The sequence below is a fragment of the Granulicella aggregans genome (genome assembly GCF_014203275.1).
In the GTDB taxonomy this organism is placed as follows: domain Bacteria; phylum Acidobacteriota; class Terriglobia; order Terriglobales; family Acidobacteriaceae; genus Edaphobacter.
On sequence record NZ_JACHIP010000021.1, the window covers coordinates 1 to 17,174 of the forward strand.

Genomic DNA, 17,174 nt, shown 5'->3' on the forward strand with positions numbered 1-17,174 from the left:
AGCGTGTTGAAAAAGGTTCCCTCCTTCGTGAATGTTTTCTGAGATCGCGGAGGCCTTCGGCATCAGGGGCAGGACCAACAGCGGAGCGACGGCCTCCGCTCCTCCAACCTGGCCACCTGTGCCTTCTGAGGTTACGCAGAAGATCCGGGTCCTCTCTCAAAGAGGATATTTCGTGCATCCTCTAACCGCGCGTAGATGACTGGATCGGCATTGAACCCGACCATGTTCTTAGTGAGACCAACGACGGTGTAGTCGAAGTCTGCGAGGTGCACCTGTTCGCCAAGCTGTAACCCTGTCTTTAGATCCGCGACGATTTCATAGTGGCTGGCTTCAATCTCCCTGCCGGCTACGATCATCGGGGCCCGTCGAGATGGCCTGGGGCAAAGCCCACCAGCAAGAATTTCAGCTCGGGTGCCATTTCGGTCCAAGGTCGTTCTCCCATCGTGGCGGTCCCTATGCGCGCGTTCTCATACATGAAGAGCATCAGACCTGCCGCTTGAATCCGATGTTGAACGTGATCCCATGCCATGACGAGCGGACTCGCCTCGGCCACGCCTCGCAAGGACTGGATCGCACGGTAATCATCCTCGGGAAGTCTGGAGACCTCTACGAATGGCCCAAGCCAACCTTTCTGGACGACCCACAGGTCAGCTCCGGTTGCTGTGACGATGGTCGAGGAATCGAGGATAGAGAAGACCCGAATAGCGAACGGTACGGTCTCTGTCGACCCGAGGGCACATCTTGTTTACTTTCCTCAGGAGAGTGTTGACGGTCGCCCGGGGCTAGGAATCATGCGACCTGATGAACAGAAATAACGGCCGCGAGAGTAGAGGATGAGGGAAGGAAAACCCAGGTTGGCGTTGGCCGACCGAAGCAAGTGTTCCTCAGCATACCACCAAGCACCTTCGGAAAAAGCCGCATTTCTTCTCACAAAAGGCTAGCATTGGGCATGGAAGCGCAGGAACATTGGGAAGGACTCTACGGAACGAAAACTCCTGAAGAGACGAGCTGGTTTAAGCCGCATCTTCAAACTTCTTTCGATTGGATATCAGCAGCAACCGAACACAAGTCTGTCTCGATTATCGATGTGGGAACTGGCGAATCTACGCTGATTGATGACTTGCTAGCAGCGGGGTATCGTGACATCACTGTCCTGGATATTGCATGGACTGCCACCAGAAGCTTCAGGAACGCTTGGGGGCGGTGGCGCAGTCGATCGTTTGGTTGGTTGGCGACGTAACAAAGCTTCCTCTTCCTGCCCGCTCTTACGATCTGTGGCATGACCGTGCAGTCTTCCACTTCCTTACCCACGCGGAGCAGCGGGCCGCGTATGTACGCCAGCTTACCTTGACGCTAAAGGCCGGAGGGCAAGTGATCGTGGCTACATTCGGTCCGGAAGGTCCACTAAAATGCAGCGGTTTGGATACTGTGCGCTACGATGCAAAGTCACTGGCATCGGAGCTTGGACCAGACTTCCAGTTGGTGAGAAGCTCCACAGTGAGTCACCGAACACCATTCGGAACGACACAACAGTTTCTCTACTGCCACTTTAGCTTCAACCCGCGCCAGAAAGGTCACAAAGCATGAAATCCCAGACCATACCGATTGTCTATGCACTCGGGTTGCTAGCAACACTCGGCTTATACGGCCATGACTTGATGGCCCAGCAGTCCACAACGACACGAACGTCGCAGACAGAGACAACGATACCTTCTTCCGCATTGCTACAGCCAGGAGAGCTTGTAGGAATATTGCAGACTTCTGACAAACCCGTACTGTTACAGATCGGCTCGCATGTTCTCTATGCGGAAGCGCACATACCGCGTTCAGAGTATGCCGGGGCCGCAGGCACTGCGGCGGGTTTGCAGGCGCTCAGTATGCGGGTCTCCAACATGAAAAGAGATCAGTTGATCGTCATCTACTGCGGATGCTGCCCCTGGGGCAAATGTCCAAACATCCGGCCCGCTTACGAAGAGTTGCGGGAGCTCGGCTTTACCAACATAAAGGCACTCTACTTGGCTGACAACTTTGGCAAAGACTGGGTTGACAAGGGTTATCCGATCGCCAAGGGAAACTAAGAAAGCCATGAAAATGATCGATCAACTCAGGGTGTTGCGAACTTCTTTCCTTGCGTTCATGATGGCGGCTCCGTTGTTCGGAGTCTCGATGGCTTCCGCGCAATTGACATCTCCCGGCACCGCTCGCACAGCTCCCAACTTTTCCCGGTTGGATCTGAATCACAACAATATCCGGCTGTCGTCTTACCGTGGGAAGGTAGTCTTGCTCAACTTCTGGGCGACGTGGTGCGGACCGTGTCTTACGGAAATGCCGATCTTCACCGCATGGCAACGAGAGTACGGTTCCGAAAAGTTCCAGGTGATTGGAGTGTCCATGGACGACGGGGCTCCAGAGGTGATCGCAGCCACCCGCAAGATGAAGATTGACTATCGCGTGTTCATGGGAGACGCACATCTGGGGATTGCTTATGGCGGCGTCCTGGGACTTCCGGTAACGTTTTTGACCGACCGTAATGACAAAATTCGAGCGCGATACGACGGAGCTGCCGACCCGGAAGGCCTCAGGAAAGATATTGAAACCCTGCTAAGGATGAAATGAGTGATTCGAATACATGAACTACGGAGACCACGAAATATGAGTGAAAGTTTGCCCTTGCTCCATCACAGGGTGTCTGCCCAAAGCGCATTCACGCCGGAGGCACTTGTGGAAGCAGTACGGATGGAGCGGGGTCTCAAGGGTAAAGATGTCCCATCTATCTGTTTGCTCGACTTCGATGGCGATCTCACAGATTGGCTGGTCGCTTCCGGTATCGCTCGTCCCTTCCCGACGTGGGCCTGCTTCCACACAAAGATGTATTCCTTTTGGGTCGATGGATTGGAGGTTGGGATCGTGGCTCGAACAATCGGCGGTCCTTATGCCGTCCTCGTCGCCGAACAACTTCTGGTTTGCGGAGCTGAAATACAGCTCGGCCTCACATCGGCAGGCAGGATCGATCCGACGCTGTCGCTACCCAGCCTTGTCGTCGCAACGAGCGCCATACGGGACGAGGGAACTTCCTATCACTACGTGGCTCCAGCAGAGACAATCGCTGCGAATGCGGCTTTAGCTGATTGCCTTTATGCAGGCCTTCAGGGGTTGAAGAATCCAGTTCATCGAGGCCGCGTATGGACGACAGACGCTCCCTATCGCGAAACTCTACAAGAGATTGATGAAAATGCGTCCAGGGGAGCGCTTGCGGTCGAAATGCAAGCGGCATCGTTATTTGCCTTCGCGGAGGCTCGGACCGCGAGAATCGGCATAGTTGCCCATCTGACGAATGCAGTAGATCATACAAATGAACAGTTCGATAAAGGATCGAACGAAAATGGATGGGAGATCGTGCTGGCAATGTGTAGAAGCGTTCGGCAGTTGCTCTCCGAACCCACAGCCGGTCGCGTGTTCCGCTAATGCAATGCAAGTCGAAGCACTGCCAACGACGATCCAGAGCAACACACCCTGGAGCAACGGCCGGAAGCCAACCTCTTTGAGTGTCTTCGTTCAGAGGCTGGTCCCAATGAGGAACAGTGTCGTGGTCAAACCGAGTTTTCCAAGGTGCTTCATCTCGTGCCTTCTTGGTCCCCACTGATTCCCTCTGGATTTCGAAACTATACTTCTACTGCCGGGGGTGCTCTTCGGACGGCCAGGCTTACAAGCGAAGGTTTCGGTAGACTTGTCTCGTTCCTCGCGAGGCTGCATCCAGCAGTCTCTAGCCGCATGCGTTCTTCTCGCCGCAGACCGAATCAAGGCTCCCCGCGAGAGATGCGCATTTGCGCGCTCAGGGGAGCTATGCCCACCAATAAGATCGCGCATGTTGAGTTTCCTGCAACCAGCTCAAATGAGATGATGACCTTTTACGTCTCTCTATTCCAGGTCGAAGTCCTACAGCGAGGATGAGACATGACGACCGAACAGGAGTTGCGCCAGAAGCTACGGAAGATCGCGGCGCTTTTCGAAGGTGCTACGAGCGCAGGGGAGCGAGACGCCGCCGCCGCCGCGCTCAACCGTATCCGAACCGCCCTGAGTGCCGCGGAGAGGACCGAACAGGTGGCCGAGATGACCTTTCGGCTCCCGGACCGTTGGAGCCGCCAGCTATTCCTCGCTCTCTGCCGCCGCTACGGGCTCACGCCTTTCCGGTACCCACGACAGCGACATTCGACCGTCGTTCTGCGCGCTCCGAAGACCTTTATCAATACCACCCTGTGGCCCGAGTACCTGGAGATCGCGCAGGCCCTTGAGGAGTATCTGAACCGAGCTACCGAGCGGATCATTCAGGAAGAGGTTTTCGGCGATGCTGCGGAGGCCGAGGAACGGCCAGGAGATCCGAAGGATTCAGCGGCAGTCGGTTTTTCGCTCGAAGGATGAGGAGGAGGAGAAGCAGTGAATATCAATCGAGTGCATGTATCGCTTCGGGAGATCGATCCACCTGTTTGGCGGCTCCTTGAAGTCTCCAGCCGCACCACGCTCAAGCAGCTTCATCACATTCTGCAAATAGCCATGGGCTGGGAGGATTCTCATCTGCACGAATACATCGTTGCCGGACAGCGGTATGGAACGCCTGATCCTCACTACGACGCTCCCGGCGACGTCGCGCCTGAAACAGGAGTCCGTCTGGAAAGGGTCTTACCTGAACCCGGCGCGAGCATACTGTATCTCTATGACTTCGGAGACTACTGGCAACACGACATCCGGTTGGATACGGCATTAACGGCAGAGCCGGGTGTGACGTACCCTCGGCTTTTGGGTGGCGCGCGCAGCTGCCCGCCGGAAGACTGCGGCGGCGCGCGCGGATACGCCGATCTGCTCGAGATCCTTCTCGATCCGGAGCATGAGGACTTCGAGCAGATGCGCACATGGGTCGGACCGCGCTTCAATGCGGAGGTTTTCTCCGCAGTTGCCGTCAATCAGCGTCTGCAGAAGAGACAGTCAGCCTAATCTGCTGTCATCGTCCCAACCCTAAACCGTTTTCATATTCGTTCTGCGAGTGTGCCCGGCCCACCGGCATTGCGCGGCCAAGCGCAGCGCCATGATTGGTCGACTTCCCGTCTTGGCTGTAAAACTGGCCTTTGCCGTCGTTGTGGATGTTGCGCCCCGTCTCGGTGTGCTGGTACGTCTGGACGCTTCCGGTTTCGCCCTTCCACTTGAACTGCGCCGCATCTTCAGGCTCAAGTGCCTCACGGATGGTGGCATAGTGCCGCTCGATCTCAGCGGGCGTGTAGACACCCTCGGTCGTCGGACGGAAGTCCACGGCGGCGGTCTTGGTGATCTCGGTTGCAAGCCGCTGGCCGATGGTCGCTGCGTCATTCGTGTAAATACGCGCGTCCTCAGACGCTCGGGAGATGGCGACATAGGCAAGCCGGGTGTTGACAAGGCTGCGGGCAGTCTCTGAGTCCATATTGGCGATGATGCGGCCTGTCGTCAGACCCTGGGAGCTGTGCGAGGTCACCGCGTAGCCGTGATCGAAGTGCCGCATCTCCCTGGGGTCGAAGGTGACGATGCGCTCGTCCTTGCCGTCCATCCGCACGGTCACTTGATGAGGCTCGACATTCCTCACGGTGCCTAGATTGCGGTTGGCGACTGCAAGCTCCTTGTTCGACGTGGTGAACTGAACGCGCTCGCCGTTGGCGATCTCCCGCTGGACTTCCCTGTAGACGTTCACGCCCTTCAACCGCTTTGGATCGTGCGACACCACTTCCCCGTCCTGGCGCTGGATCGTGAGGGTGTTCGTCTTTGCGTCTACCGATTGCACGGTTGCGTAGCTGCCGCGCTCGATCCCATTAGCCTTGCTGCCGGTCGTATACAGCAACACGTCACCGGTGTTGTACCGGGCCGCCCACATCCGATCGGCTCCGGTCATGTCAGAACGATGGGCGAGGGTGCTGAATTGCTGGCTGTCCTTCGCCAATGTCCCGTTCGCCTGCAACTCAACCCGAACCGCCTGGTCGATTGCCACCCGGCTGCGGTTATCGGGAGAGACGATCAGCGTGTTGTTGGGCAGGACGGCATAGTCTCTGGCGATGGCCTCGATGCGATCTTTTGGATTGGCGATCTCGGTGATGCGCCCCTGGTCTGCAAGCATTTTCACTCCGGTTGCGGTCTCACCCTTCGTCAGATGCTCGACCGCCTTCAGCAGCGCGGGATCTTTCTGGCGCATAATCTGCGAAAGCTCGGAGGTCCGCATCCCGGCCTCCTGCATCTGTTGGAAGGGTCGGCCCGCGTCCACGGCCTGATGCTGCCGGGTGTCGCCGATGACGAGTACGCGGTCTTCGGGGCCGATCTTGTCGAGGAAGGCCCGCATCCGCTTCGTGCTGGCGAGGCTCGATTCGTCCAACATATAAAGATGTCTGCTGGCAGGGTCTTCGCTTCCCTGCCCGTCCTTGACGATGAAGCTCTGCAAGGTGGTCGCGCTGATCCCGGCCTCGCGGAGCTGGCCCGCCGCCTTTGACGACGGCGCGAATCCTTCAACGGTGTAGCCGTTGCGCTCGGCTCCTTCGCGGATGCTCTCAAGAACAGTTGTCTTTCCCGTGCCGGCCAATCCTTGCAAGCCGTGGATGCGGTCCGGGGAAGTGAGCACATCGTGGATCACTCCCTTCTGCGCCGCATTCAAGAACGCACGGGTCTCCGCCTGCGCCGCCGCCTGGTCCCGGGTCATGATCGGCTCAATGATGTTCTGGCCGCGCATGAGGCATGGACGGGGGCGTCCCGGGGTTGCAGTTTCATCCAAGCGTCAGGCCGGCTGTAGTTCGAGTTGCTCCTTGATGACTGCAACGGCTTCCGCGAGTGCACTGGCACCGATTCGGAAAGCTCGTTCGACGATGCGAGCCTCGCCGCGAATGTCCTGGGTGAGGTTGAAGAGTGCAGCCTGGCCCTTTCGTAGCGCTTGCATTACCTCAAATCCCATGATGGTCGCGTAGGCCGTCTTCAACGTCTTGAATCCCCGCACGGGGCGGATCAACTGCTTGAGCTTGCCGTGATCGGCTTCGACAATATTGTTGAGATACTTGACCTGTCGATGCACCGTTTCTTCAGGACATTTGCCCTCGGCCTTCAGTTCCGAGATCGCGATGCCGTAGGTTGGGGCTTTGTCAGTGTTGATGACAGTTGGCTTCTCCCAATCCTTCAAACCGTTCAGCGCCTTGACCAGAAACCGCTTTGCCGCCTTCGCGTTCCGTGTCGGCGAGAGATAGAAATCAATCGTATTTCCTTCCTTGTCGAGCGCCCGGTACAGATAGGTCCATTTGCCGCGAACTTTCACGTACGTCTCATCGACCCGCCAGCTCGTCGGTCGCGGGCACCGCCATTGCCAGCGCAGCCGCTTTTCGATCTCAGGCGCGTACTTCTGAACCCACCGATAGATCGTGGAGTGATCGACGCCAACGCCGCGCTCGCCCATCATCTGCTCAAGATCACGGTAGCTGATCCCATAGCGGCAGTACCAACGCACTGCCCACAGAACGATCTCGCCTTCAAAATGACGACACTTGAACTCTGACATGATCGGCTCCGTTCGGGTTCAGGCCATTCTCAAACGGCCACCAATACTTTGCAACAGAGCCCCTCGGCATCACCGCGTTCATCGGGAAGAGTCCCGACTTTTGCAGTTGCTTCCAGCTTCGAGTCCACCTCGGAACCAATCGCGCCACCCTATCGAAGCGGACCTGCCGGCATCCGTTCCGCCACGGCGGGCTTTGTCTCGCCACTACCTCTTTTCACATTGAGGATCATCTTGTTCCCTTCTAAGTGTCCCGAAATCTCAATTGAACTGGAAAACAGACGCTGCCTTCCAGAGGCCGCGACCTTGACAGCTGCCCCGACATAGTAACCGTGGCTGATGGTCATGGCACCTCCAGTCTGGGGTGTGACCGTTCCGACCAACGAAGACCCACTCTCGGTCAGGTCGAGCGTGAAGATTTCCTCTTTGCCTTTAGCGTCGTGTGCTCTTAGTTGCCACTTGCCGGTCAAGTCGGGACGCATTGCTTCCTGGGCCCCGACGGACACAATGCCTACGAGGCTTAGAGCCAACACAGTCGCGCTCCAAACGAGGGATCTTCTAAGCATTGAAGCACCACCTATACTTCCATTTTGAACACTTACACATCTTCGGTTAGGACACTTCATCGAACATCAGGGTATAGACGGCGCGGCCGTTGAACGATGGAGCCCAACGGGGCTTCCGCAATAGGGTTTAAGTCTCGGTCGTTGGGTAAGGCCTCCGAGCTAGGGAGCTCCTTGTAAATTCGGATGTGCCGCGAAGTCGCCATCGATTCGGTTCTGCACGTGCACCAAGACACCTTCTCGCGCTGATCGGCTCCCCGATAACCCGATACGCCATTTGAGGCTCATGCTGCCTCAATTCGGCGGTGTCCCTCGTTTGTAATTTTGACAGCGGAACCCAACCACTGAACCCGACGATGCCTATGGCCACCATGATGACAATCTGAGGCTCTATAGGTTCCCGATAGTCCATGGACGAGTGCGTCAGGTAATACGGAAGCGGAAACACAATCAGCAAGAACAGATAAGGAATCGCATGACCGCGATCTTCGCGCCACCAACGCCCTATGCCCCGCAACATGAGAAGCGTGACGAAGGTGCAGAAGAAAACATTTGGGCGATCCAGCGGTTCGGATTGCAGATAACTTGACCGGGCACTCCAGAATCCAGTCCAAAAGCGGACTACTCGCCGTAGTGAGACGCTGGCGAAAAGAAGGGGATGGTGACGCAGGAAGCTCGTTGCCAAGATGTGCTTGTGTTCGAGGTAAAGCGTCTCTCCCTCGGCTTCAAACGCGTTCATTTCGACGGCGTTGCTGGCCGGATGAGCCCATGCCGGATTTGAGGTGGTGGTATCGCCAGAATTCCCAGCCCAGAATTCAAGCCAGAAACCGTCTCGGACGGGAGATGCGGCGTGCATGACGCGATCGTTGCGGATAGCCCATGGTCCAACGACAGTGGCAAGCGCGACGACGGTCACAATGCCGCGGAGCAACCATCGGCCACCAACGCGTCTAACTTTCCAAAGAGCTGCCGCGAGAAGAAAGGGAAACAGCGAAAGGACGGAGGGATTGGAGAGTGCTGTGACACCGAAGAGAGCGCCGAAGCCAAACCATACCGCAAAGCGTTCTTGCAGATGCAGTCGCTGGGCAAAAGAAAAGCAGTTTGCAAAGAGGAAAGAGGTCAAGGCATAGTCCCATACCTCAGCCCCGGAGAAGTAGATTGCGAATGGATAGATTGCCCAGAGCCACCCGGCCAACCGTGCCGGGCGTTCGCCCGCGACGTGCTTGAGGCTGAAATAAATCGGGATGCATGTGAGTGCAGAGAATATGCTGTCAATGGCCAAGATCGCGAATGCGGACTTCGCCGTGTAGATACCGAAGATACGGAAGACGATCGCAAGGAGAGCCGGGAAGAGTGGCGGCACAAGAGCGGTCGGTCCGCTCATGGGCAAGAATGGCGAGCTGAAGCCATGCCCCGAAGCAAGGCTGCGGGCAACCCAACCCATTTCGGCACCGAACTGCCCATGATCATGAGAAGGGGCTGCAATCCTGAGAAAGCTAAAGGCAACTACAACAACGCGTAGAATCAAAGCACAGAAAACCATCGATAGAAAACGTGTCGTGGTGGACCTGATATGAAACCTATCTGATCGAGTGGCCGAGGCCGTTTGCGTAAGGTCATCTTGATAGAGAGTCGTCATTTCCTGCCTTGAGTGAGTCTGCAGGCCGAAGGTGGCCCGAGGGGTTGAGCTGGCTGCGTCGAAGGAGCGTACTGTTCGGATCGCACTCGGTCTTAGCCGAACACCGGAAGAGGATTTATGTACCGCAAGGAATGAGGATGATGCGCACCTTCTTCCCCGTGCTTCCCTGACGTTAGCGGGGTTCGCAGCACGATGCCGTCAAGATGTGTCGCAAACGTGCAAGGATTTGTATGACATCGGTTTGTCCGAGAGGACAATGGCCGTGTCTGTTTGGCGGAAACAATTACTGGCGCATGAATCAATCAAGGGCGGTTTGTGAGGACGGTCTTACCACCAGCTGCTGCAAGCCGATAGACGGGACCGTAGCGTGAAAGGTCGGCACCGCGCGCAGGGTTGTAGGTAAGCAGGAACAGGCGAGGGGACTTCGAGGCCCACAACTTGTGTAGAGAATCATTCGTCTCGAAGAGATTTGGGGCATCAGGCCAATAGCTGCCATACCAGGTTCCATTCATCCGTCCGTCGACCAAAGCGACTGGCTGCTGGGTGTAGAAGTTGAGAGTTGAACCAAGCGTGTATTCGCCATCAATGAGGATGCGGTCGCCTGGCTGATAAACGCCGTTGATAGCGAGCGCAAGGGACTTTGATCCAAGAATTGGATAGAAGCGGGTGAGCCCTTCATGCACGCACAGCAGCACCGCGAGGCTCGCGATAGTCAATGAGATATTGGCAAAAAGATGTCGACGTCGTGTGCGGAACAAATGACTGAGTGGGCCGCCGAGCAGCATGGCGAAGCACACGAAGATCAACGCTGCCCGGAAGAGACCCATGGCGCGGCCTGTCAGGTCGAAGATATGTCCGAGAGCGAGGTTATAGCTTGCTGGGTTGGAGAGAAGCAGGGACGCGATGTCTACCCCAGTGGTCGGTGTGGGCGCTGTGACCGCGAAGTAGCCAGTGACTGCAGCAACGAGAAGCGACAGAGGCAGCAGGAACCATCGGCTGGCTGCAAGCACTTGCCGCTCGGCGACCGAATCGCCTTCCTCAGCTCGCGTTAAGAGACCGCCAACCAAGAGTGCGAGAGCCGGCAGCGCGGGCAGTGAGTAATACTCTTGGCGCGATGAGAGACAAAAGAAGACGAGGACGATACCAGCCCACAACAAAAGGAGGAGAGCGGTATAGCGATCTTCTACTGGCACCGAAGAGTTCCCACGGAGAGCTTGAAAAGACCAGGAGGCGGCTGTGGGTAAGAAGCTGGCCCAAGGCGCAAGCCATAATGCTGCAAGCACAAGAAAGAGCAGCAGTGGTACTTGACCGTAGTCGTGCGGAATGCGCTTGCCGAAGAAACGCATGAAATGTTCGTTGATGATGTAGAACCAGAACCATCCGCGAGCGACGACTGCCCCTGAGACAGCAGGATTTCGCAGAGCAACCAGTACATGCCAGGGAGCAGCTATGAAGGTAAAGACAATGGCGCTGGAATAGGGGTGCAGGCGCCGGACAAGGTTCAGTTGGTGAGTCACAGTAAGATAAGCGAACACAACGCCAATAGGAAAAACCAGACCGATGAGACCCTTGGTAAGCACGTTGAGGGACATGACGGCGGCGAATGCCCAACAGGTGATTCGAAGGCGATTGTAGTCAATAGGGGGTTCATTCAGGAGACTGAGCGCCTTCAGGAACAGATGGACGGCCATCGTCATCCATAAGGCGAGCAGCACATCCGGGATAAAGAATCGCGTAAATAGATACGGGCCTATGGAGGAAGCAGTAACCACCGCAGAATAGAATCCGCCGCGTTCCCCGAAAAGCCGCGAGCCAAGCAAGTAGACAGCAAAGAAGAGAGCAAGCGTCAGCAGCGCAAGAGGCAACCGGGCGGCCCAATCGTGAATGCCGAAGATGCGCATGGAAGCCGACGCAAGCCAATACATGAGCGGCGGTTTATCGAAAAATCGAATACCGTCCACATACGGCGTGACGAAATCATGCCGAACGAGCATCTCCCGAGCACTCTCGATGTAAACGGAATCGACATCATCGAGTAATCCAGGCGAGAAGATACCGTAGAACTCCAAAGGAAGCCATACGCCGATCAGTGCAAGAAACGAGAGCAAACGCCCGAGACCCGCAGTAGCCGACCCTGAAGAAAAGTCTTCAGAATGGCCGCTTGTGCGCAAATACGTTGTCTTTGAATCTGGTACGGTACTTGTGTCTTCCGCGATGGCGCGCATAACGTCCCTTCCCCTGACTCTACTGATGTAACTGGTCGGTTCTTCGTCCTGAAGCTAGATACGGGAAGAGAGGCCAGACAAGATCACTCAGGATCTGAGCGATTTCGGTTCTGCTCAACATCGATGCTGCCGGCCCGGCTGGGTAACTGAGCCTCACGTAACTGCTGATTTCTCAACAATAGTTCGGCGACCAGTCGCAGCAAGCGAGAATTTTCTACCTCTAACTCCACAACCCGATCCTCTATGCATCTCTTCGTCGGGCCAAGCACGGCAGGTTTCCTAAAGATAGTTGGTATCTGCTCAATGGATGAAGCTTGCACGATACGGAGAGTGAAGCCTGGGAACAGCAAGCTACGCCCTCCGTATTCGTGGTCTCTCTATGGCTCGACAACCTGTGCGATGCTCTGCACCCGGGCTGACAGCTACAGGTCACCTTGTAGCTGTTGTCAGCGTATCCAACAGAGGTTCGGGATGCGGTAAAGAAGTGTGGAGAGAGTGTATGGATTTGTACGCGAAGGGACTTTTGCTTCGCACTGGCGCTGAGGGTTGGAGACCATGAATTGGTCGATCGTCGCTGAGCGACCCAGCGGCTCAAAACACGACGTCAAGATCAAAACGTCCATGCCGGTCGTAGCTTCCGAAGAACTGACCATATTGCGGATCGGCAGTGTTGCTGTGAATCTGAAGCGCATTGAAGTGATTCGTAATGTTCGCGATGGATATGGAAGGTCTTAAGGTGTATTTGGAGTTGAGCTTAATGTTTTTGGCGACGCGCGCGTCCGCGGCGAAGTAGGTCGGGAAACGTAGGCTTGCGGTCTTCATATTCTGGATGTAGTTTTGATAGACGTCGACGGATTGAAAGGGAAAGCCGCTTCGCAATTCGATCTTGGGGTATATTTTGATCTTCCATGGAAGCGCCACACTGCCCCAAGTCAAGAATCGATTCGGAATATCTCCTGTTCGATTGGTATACAGATTGGCGCGAATGAACGGCAAGGAAAGGTCGCCCAGGTAAGTGTCGGATTCATTAAGCGTGCCCTCGGACAAGCTGCGGACATAGGAGGCATAAAACTTGTTATCGCCCTGGAACGAAACTTGTGTCGTCAGTTCGAATTGACGGTATCGGGAACCTCCGTCCCCTGCAAGCACATATGCGCTCTGTCCCTGGACAACCTGGGGAGAGATCGTTACCAGTCCACTTGCATGGTTCTCAAGGTACTTGGCGCGCACGGTCAGGTGTTCGGAAAACTGTTGCTGCATTTGAAGATTCCAGGCAACGGTGTACGGTGCAAAGTTTCCGAGTTTATGGTCTTGGTCGACAAGAGGCGTCCCCGATGCCGCCGCTTCCGCGGTCAAATTCAAATAGGTTTGTGGGCTCCCTGATACCGTTTCATTCGGCAGATAGTTCGTGATGATCTGCTCAGGGTAGTGACTAAACGCGTAGACGTTCAAGGGCACGCTGTCATAGAAAATCCCAATTCCTCCGCTGACGGTGGTGCGTCCGTCCTTAGATGGGTTCCAGACGAATCCGGTTCGCGGAGCAAAGCGGGTCGTTGCCGTGATGGTCTGCGCCTCCCAACGTAGTCCGGCATCAATCGCAAAGTGCGAGTTGATACTCCAATGATCCTGTACAAAGACCGCCGGCTGCTGATCAGTGCGATCGTAAGGGCTTCCAAGAGAGAAATCGATCGTGCGAATCTTGACTCCCAGGTTATCGAACATAGTGATCGTCTTTGCATTGAGTTGCCCCTCGTCAGCCACGCTCGCGAAGGAAGATCCTAACTGGATCTTATGGATACCGTAACGGTTGATGGGCTTAAGAGACCACAACTCATTCCATTCAAGTCGGCGAGAATGCCGCTGCTGCTCACTAAAATAGTTTCCGCCGTCGCCGCCTGGTGCGACGGTCATCCCAAGATCGCCTTGCGGGGTCACCGCGGTTGTGAACTCGCTCACCGAGAAGGTGCTCTGCAGGAGGGCTTCCCCCAGCGCGATACGATGGGTGATAGCGCCGGTATAGATCCGAGTATCGTCATTCGGAGTTACGGGCTGCGGGTTGAAAAAATCGAGGTCGGAATAGCGGACGTTCTGCGGAGCAACATGGAGGGTGGCGGTGAGGCCCTGCCGAGGCGTCAGCGTCACATCCGTCTGTGTAAATGAGTTCAAGGATGTCGTTTTGGTCTCGTTGAAAGGAAACGGCAGCGTACGCACGGGGACTTTATTATCGACGAACTCTAAACCTTCCGAGTAGGAGATACGATCTGGAATAATCGGCCCTCCGAAGGAAAACCGGGGCGTGGCTGACTTTAGACCGCGAACGTGGCCACTGCGAATCCTAAATTCGGGCAGGGGGTCGTTGAGATCGTAATGCCATCGATTGCCACCCGGTTTCGTCTCCGCCGTGACTACTCCGGCAGTGAAGCGGCCGTATTGTGCCAGATAAGGGGAGGTCAGTACATGGATCGAATCGACGACGTCGATGGGAGCGCTCAATCCCAAACGTCCTGTCGCCGGGTCGCCCGCGTCCACTGAATCCACAATCAAGGCGCTATGCATCTCTCCGGAACCCTCAATTTGGATTTGGCCATTAAGCGCAACTACCACTCCCGGAACAAGGGGTAAGGCGTCGGTCAGCGTAAGCGGTCGTAGCGGGCTCTCATTTGCCTCCTCGGGCTTAATGGACTCTGCTGGCGACGAAGTCTGCTCTGTGATGTCTTGAGTCGACGCTTGGACGCTCACGGTTTCCTGTACCCGGGGAACAGATACGATCTTGATATCCAGAACCGGCTCCACAATGGATCGGGTGTCGACGACCTGCGCTATGGGTGCGTAGTCAGTTTGATGGATAGATAAGGTGAACAGGCCGCGACCTACCCGAACCGAAGCACGGCCATCAGCCGCGGTCTTAAGTAGGGCGAGAAAGGTGTTGTCCTTCATGAGAAAGACGTCGACGTTCTGCATGATCACGCCCTGCGTGTCGACGACAGTGACGGTAAGAAGTGTATCTTGCGGTCCTTGATACCCCTGCATGGGAGTCGCACAATACCCCAGGAGCGCGAAAGTGAGAAGTATCAGTTGGCGCATCCAGGCACCCGCGCGCGTTCCCTTCGCCGGCGTTCGAGATCTCGTATCGCCATTGGGCCAGGGCCTCATCTGGGCACCTCATTGTTGGTGCCTGAAGTCGAGGCTCGACTATGGCGCTTCCGCACACCGGCAAGGGGATCGAGACCAACCCTTAGCATCACATCCTCCAATCTCCGAGCTTTCAAAAAGAGGAGCAGTTCCTCCCGCTGCCGCCTATTGTCTATGTAGATCTTCCTTGAGCGCCCCGAAGCAACGCGGAGGTGGAGTTTACGTCGTGGTAAGTCAAGATAGGCAATTGAGCCTGCGGTAGCGCAGAGCCACACTCCCAAACCGATCAAGAGCACTCGTTCAGTTGGCAACTGGCTAAGCGCTATTGGCGCGTCCACATTGAAGATCAAGCCGTATGCTCCTAAGGCAAGACCAAGCAGAGCCGTGACAAAGACAGCCAGCCCGATAGCCGAGTCCCCTTGGACCACAGTCAAGTCGCACAACTCAAAAACAATCTCGTCCTCACCTTCTTGATAGAGTGTCGCCTTCTCTTCATCGACGACCAGGAGCGGTAAATAAAACGTAATCCTGGCCTGCCATATTCCTATCCCTGCTCCTATTACCGTAGATGCTGCCCCGCTTAGCCAAGCGCGTTGCAACAGCAGGAGACCAGCAGTTAGACCACAGGTCAGTGCGGTCGTCAGTGCAAGGATGGGAGCTCGGGAGTGGATGAGCATTCCGCCAGCGGTGTAAAGAGAAGAGTGCCAGACGAGCGGCTGTGTGTCGCGACCGGATTTCCTCGAAATTCTCACTTTATCTCTCGCCCCCGCAACCCCGGTCTAGATGACCCGCTCCAGTGTTGGTTCGTCTATGAGAAACATCTCGTTTGTCATTTGGCCTTCACTTCGTCGGGGAGAAGACCGCGATACGGGGATGAGCAAGGAGGCTTGCGTAACCCACGTAGACCTTATGCGAGATGGGATCCAGCGCCAGGGTATGTGCGCCGTAGTGAGTGCTTATTTCGTCAAGCACATGGTACGCGTTCGGGCTGTCCTGTTGAATGATGGTCAATTTTCCACCTTTTCCGGCGGAGTAGATTCGGCGAAGTATCGGATCGAATGCAACCGAATCTGGGCCTCCACCGATCTTGAGCGAGGTAACGACACGATGCAGATCGAGATCGAAGACCACCAACATAGCGTTGCCCGAGCAAACTGCGAAGAGGCGTCGCAGTTTGGGGTCAATGACCATGCCGGTCGGCCTTTCGCAAGGATTGAGAGGCCAGCGCCCTACAATCGTCCGTTTGCCAATATCAATTGCTGCTATCGAGCTGATGTCCTCAAGGTTTTGATAGAGGAAGCCACTCTGCAGATCTTGCGCAACAAACTCAGGCTTTCCAGGAAGAGGTATGGTTCCGACTGTGACACGGGTCTCGGGATCGATCAGCGTTGCCAGCTTTGCGTCGCCATTGGCTACATACACGAGCTTCGCTGACGGGACATAAAGTATGGCATCTGCGTCATCTGCCACCGGAATGCTTTGAAACTGTTGAAGAGTCTTTGGATCGAAGACCTGTACCATGTTCTCTTCACTTCTTGTGAGGAAGGCGACATTGGAGTCGGGAAATAGCGCAATGCCGTGAGCCGCGCCGGCACCAGGCATTTCGGTCACAGGACTGATCGGCGGCCGATCAGGATTCAAATCGATCTTGAATAAAGACCCTGTTGACTCGCCGGTGACGAACAATGTTTTCCCGTCTAACGTCAGATAATCAAGGATATTGAGTAGCCCATGCTTTGGAAGCTCAATGTATCCATCGAAGGTCATGAAACTGGATTTGCCCGGCGTTCCGGGATAAGCAAGATACACGCCCACTATTGAAAGACACACGAGGATCGCGGCTGCAAGCACCGCTGTGATTTGAAGACCTCGTTTGATAGATCTGTTCATTCTGCCTCCTACAAGGTTTCTCGATCAGGTTGGTCACTGCCACAATCCTCTTAAGCGACTGCTATGCACGGCTGGTTCACATTTCGATCTCTGTCGAGACCCAATTAGGCCGGAGCCATTCGTAATGAAAGAAACTGCCGTTCGGTCAGCATCAAAGCTTCGAAATGACTTCACTACCC

General features: G+C 55.7%; 15 protein-coding genes. 7 read left to right on the plus strand and 8 right to left on the minus strand.

All coding sequences use genetic code 11. The features are described from left to right. Positions 1–131 precede the first annotated feature (131 nt). Positions 132–356 (minus strand): hypothetical protein, encoded by a 225-nt coding sequence (locus HDF16_RS26635; protein WP_184223404.1) that lies wholly within the window; start codon positions 354–356, stop codon positions 132–134. 593 nt (positions 357–949) lie between these two features. Here HDF16_RS26635 and HDF16_RS30390 point away from each other — a divergent pair. The 7 genes from HDF16_RS30390 to HDF16_RS26665 all read left to right on the plus strand — a co-directional run bounded on the left by HDF16_RS30390 (position 950) and on the right by HDF16_RS26665 (position 4,989). After that, a complete protein-coding gene (locus HDF16_RS30390) occupies positions 950–1,240 on the plus strand; it encodes a hypothetical protein (RefSeq protein ID WP_221313242.1) in 291 nt (96 codons plus the stop codon). Further along, the gene (locus HDF16_RS32230) at positions 1,165–1,587 is read left to right on the plus strand and encodes a class I SAM-dependent methyltransferase (protein ID WP_221313230.1); all 423 of its coding nucleotides are present in this window, start codon (positions 1,165–1,167) and stop codon (positions 1,585–1,587) included. Before HDF16_RS30390 ends, HDF16_RS32230 begins: the two co-directional genes overlap by 76 nt. A 164-nt stretch (positions 1,588–1,751) precedes the next feature. Beyond that, on the plus strand, positions 1,752–2,078 hold the full coding sequence (locus tag HDF16_RS26645; RefSeq protein ID WP_184223406.1) for a rhodanese-like domain-containing protein: 327 nt from the start codon (positions 1,752–1,754) through the stop codon (positions 2,076–2,078). 88 nt (positions 2,079–2,166) lie between these two features. After that, complete coding sequence (locus HDF16_RS26650; protein ID WP_184223408.1) at positions 2,167–2,616, plus strand: TlpA family protein disulfide reductase; 450 nt, start codon at positions 2,167–2,169, stop codon at positions 2,614–2,616. A gap of 36 nt (positions 2,617–2,652) precedes the next feature. Continuing rightward, positions 2,653–3,465 carry a nucleoside phosphorylase gene (locus HDF16_RS26655; RefSeq protein ID WP_184223410.1) on the plus strand — a complete coding sequence of 271 codons (813 nt, stop codon included), beginning with the start codon at positions 2,653–2,655 and terminating at the stop codon, positions 3,463–3,465. 489 nt (positions 3,466–3,954) lie between these two features. Next, positions 3,955–4,419: a hypothetical protein gene (locus HDF16_RS26660; RefSeq protein ID WP_184223412.1), complete on the plus strand. Its 465-nt coding sequence runs from the start codon at positions 3,955–3,957 to the stop codon at positions 4,417–4,419. Positions 4,420–4,434: 15 nt separating this feature from the next. Then, positions 4,435–4,989, plus strand: a complete 555-nt coding sequence (locus HDF16_RS26665; RefSeq protein ID WP_184223414.1) for an IS1096 element passenger TnpR family protein — start codon at positions 4,435–4,437, stop codon at positions 4,987–4,989. Positions 4,990–4,996: 7 nt separating this feature from the next. On the opposite strand, the gene HDF16_RS26670 is transcribed toward HDF16_RS26665, so the two are convergent. From HDF16_RS26670 to HDF16_RS26700, 7 genes are all read right to left on the minus strand, one after another. Beyond that, positions 4,997–6,706, minus strand: coding sequence for an AAA family ATPase (locus HDF16_RS26670; RefSeq protein ID WP_246410238.1), 1,710 nt, complete (start codon positions 6,704–6,706; stop codon positions 4,997–4,999). Between the two features lie 75 nt (positions 6,707–6,781). Continuing rightward, positions 6,782–7,549 (minus strand): IS6 family transposase, encoded by a 768-nt coding sequence (locus tag HDF16_RS26675; RefSeq protein ID WP_184223419.1) that lies wholly within the window; start codon positions 7,547–7,549, stop codon positions 6,782–6,784. A gap of 149 nt (positions 7,550–7,698) precedes the next feature. Beyond that, positions 7,699–8,028, minus strand: a complete 330-nt coding sequence (locus tag HDF16_RS26680) for a hypothetical protein (RefSeq protein WP_184223420.1) — start codon at positions 8,026–8,028, stop codon at positions 7,699–7,701. Positions 8,029–8,239: 211 nt separating this feature from the next. Beyond that, a complete protein-coding gene (locus HDF16_RS32235; RefSeq protein WP_432432294.1) occupies positions 8,240–9,748 on the minus strand; it encodes an ArnT family glycosyltransferase in 1,509 nt (502 codons plus the stop codon). A gap of 302 nt (positions 9,749–10,050) precedes the next feature. Next, entirely contained in the window at positions 10,051–11,973 is a 1,923-nt protein-coding gene (locus HDF16_RS26690; RefSeq protein ID WP_184223424.1) for an ArnT family glycosyltransferase, read from the minus strand. 591 nt (positions 11,974–12,564) lie between these two features. Next, positions 12,565–14,934 carry a TonB-dependent receptor plug domain-containing protein gene (locus HDF16_RS26695; protein ID WP_221313234.1) on the minus strand — a complete coding sequence of 790 codons (2,370 nt, stop codon included), beginning with the start codon at positions 14,932–14,934 and terminating at the stop codon, positions 12,565–12,567. Positions 14,935–15,945: 1,011 nt separating this feature from the next. Continuing rightward, complete coding sequence (locus HDF16_RS26700) at positions 15,946–16,995, minus strand: YncE family protein (protein ID WP_184223427.1); 1,050 nt, start codon at positions 16,993–16,995, stop codon at positions 15,946–15,948. Positions 16,996–17,174 lie beyond the last annotated feature (179 nt).

Bases quoted from the DNA above. Each gene is read 5' to 3' on its own strand.
- HDF16_RS26635 (WP_184223404.1), bottom strand. From the start codon at position 356: ATGATCGTAGCCGGCAGGGAGATTGAAGCCAGCCACTATGAAATCGTC.
- HDF16_RS30390 (WP_221313242.1), top strand. From the start codon at position 950: ATGGAAGCGCAGGAACATTGGGAAGGACTCTACGGAACGAAAACTCCT.
- HDF16_RS32230 (WP_221313230.1), top strand. From the start codon at position 1,165: ATGGACTGCCACCAGAAGCTTCAGGAACGCTTGGGGGCGGTGGCGCAG.
- HDF16_RS26650 (WP_184223408.1), top strand. From the start codon at position 2,167: ATGGCTTCCGCGCAATTGACATCTCCCGGCACCGCTCGCACAGCTCCC.
- HDF16_RS26655 (WP_184223410.1), top strand. From the start codon at position 2,653: ATGAGTGAAAGTTTGCCCTTGCTCCATCACAGGGTGTCTGCCCAAAGC.
- HDF16_RS26660 (WP_184223412.1), top strand. From the start codon at position 3,955: ATGACGACCGAACAGGAGTTGCGCCAGAAGCTACGGAAGATCGCGGCG.
- HDF16_RS26670 (WP_246410238.1), bottom strand. From the start codon at position 6,706: ATGACCCGGGACCAGGCGGCGGCGCAGGCGGAGACCCGTGCGTTCTTG.
- HDF16_RS26675 (WP_184223419.1), bottom strand. From the start codon at position 7,549: ATGTCAGAGTTCAAGTGTCGTCATTTTGAAGGCGAGATCGTTCTGTGG.
- HDF16_RS26680 (WP_184223420.1), bottom strand. From the start codon at position 8,028: ATGCGTCCCGACTTGACCGGCAAGTGGCAACTAAGAGCACACGACGCT.
- HDF16_RS32235 (WP_432432294.1), bottom strand. From the start codon at position 9,748: ATGACGACTCTCTATCAAGATGACCTTACGCAAACGGCCTCGGCCACT.
- HDF16_RS26690 (WP_184223424.1), bottom strand. From the start codon at position 11,973: ATGCGCGCCATCGCGGAAGACACAAGTACCGTACCAGATTCAAAGACA.
- HDF16_RS26695 (WP_221313234.1), bottom strand. From the start codon at position 14,934: ATGCAGAACGTCGACGTCTTTCTCATGAAGGACAACACCTTTCTCGCC.
- HDF16_RS26700 (WP_184223427.1), bottom strand. From the start codon at position 16,995: ATGAACAGATCTATCAAACGAGGTCTTCAAATCACAGCGGTGCTTGCA.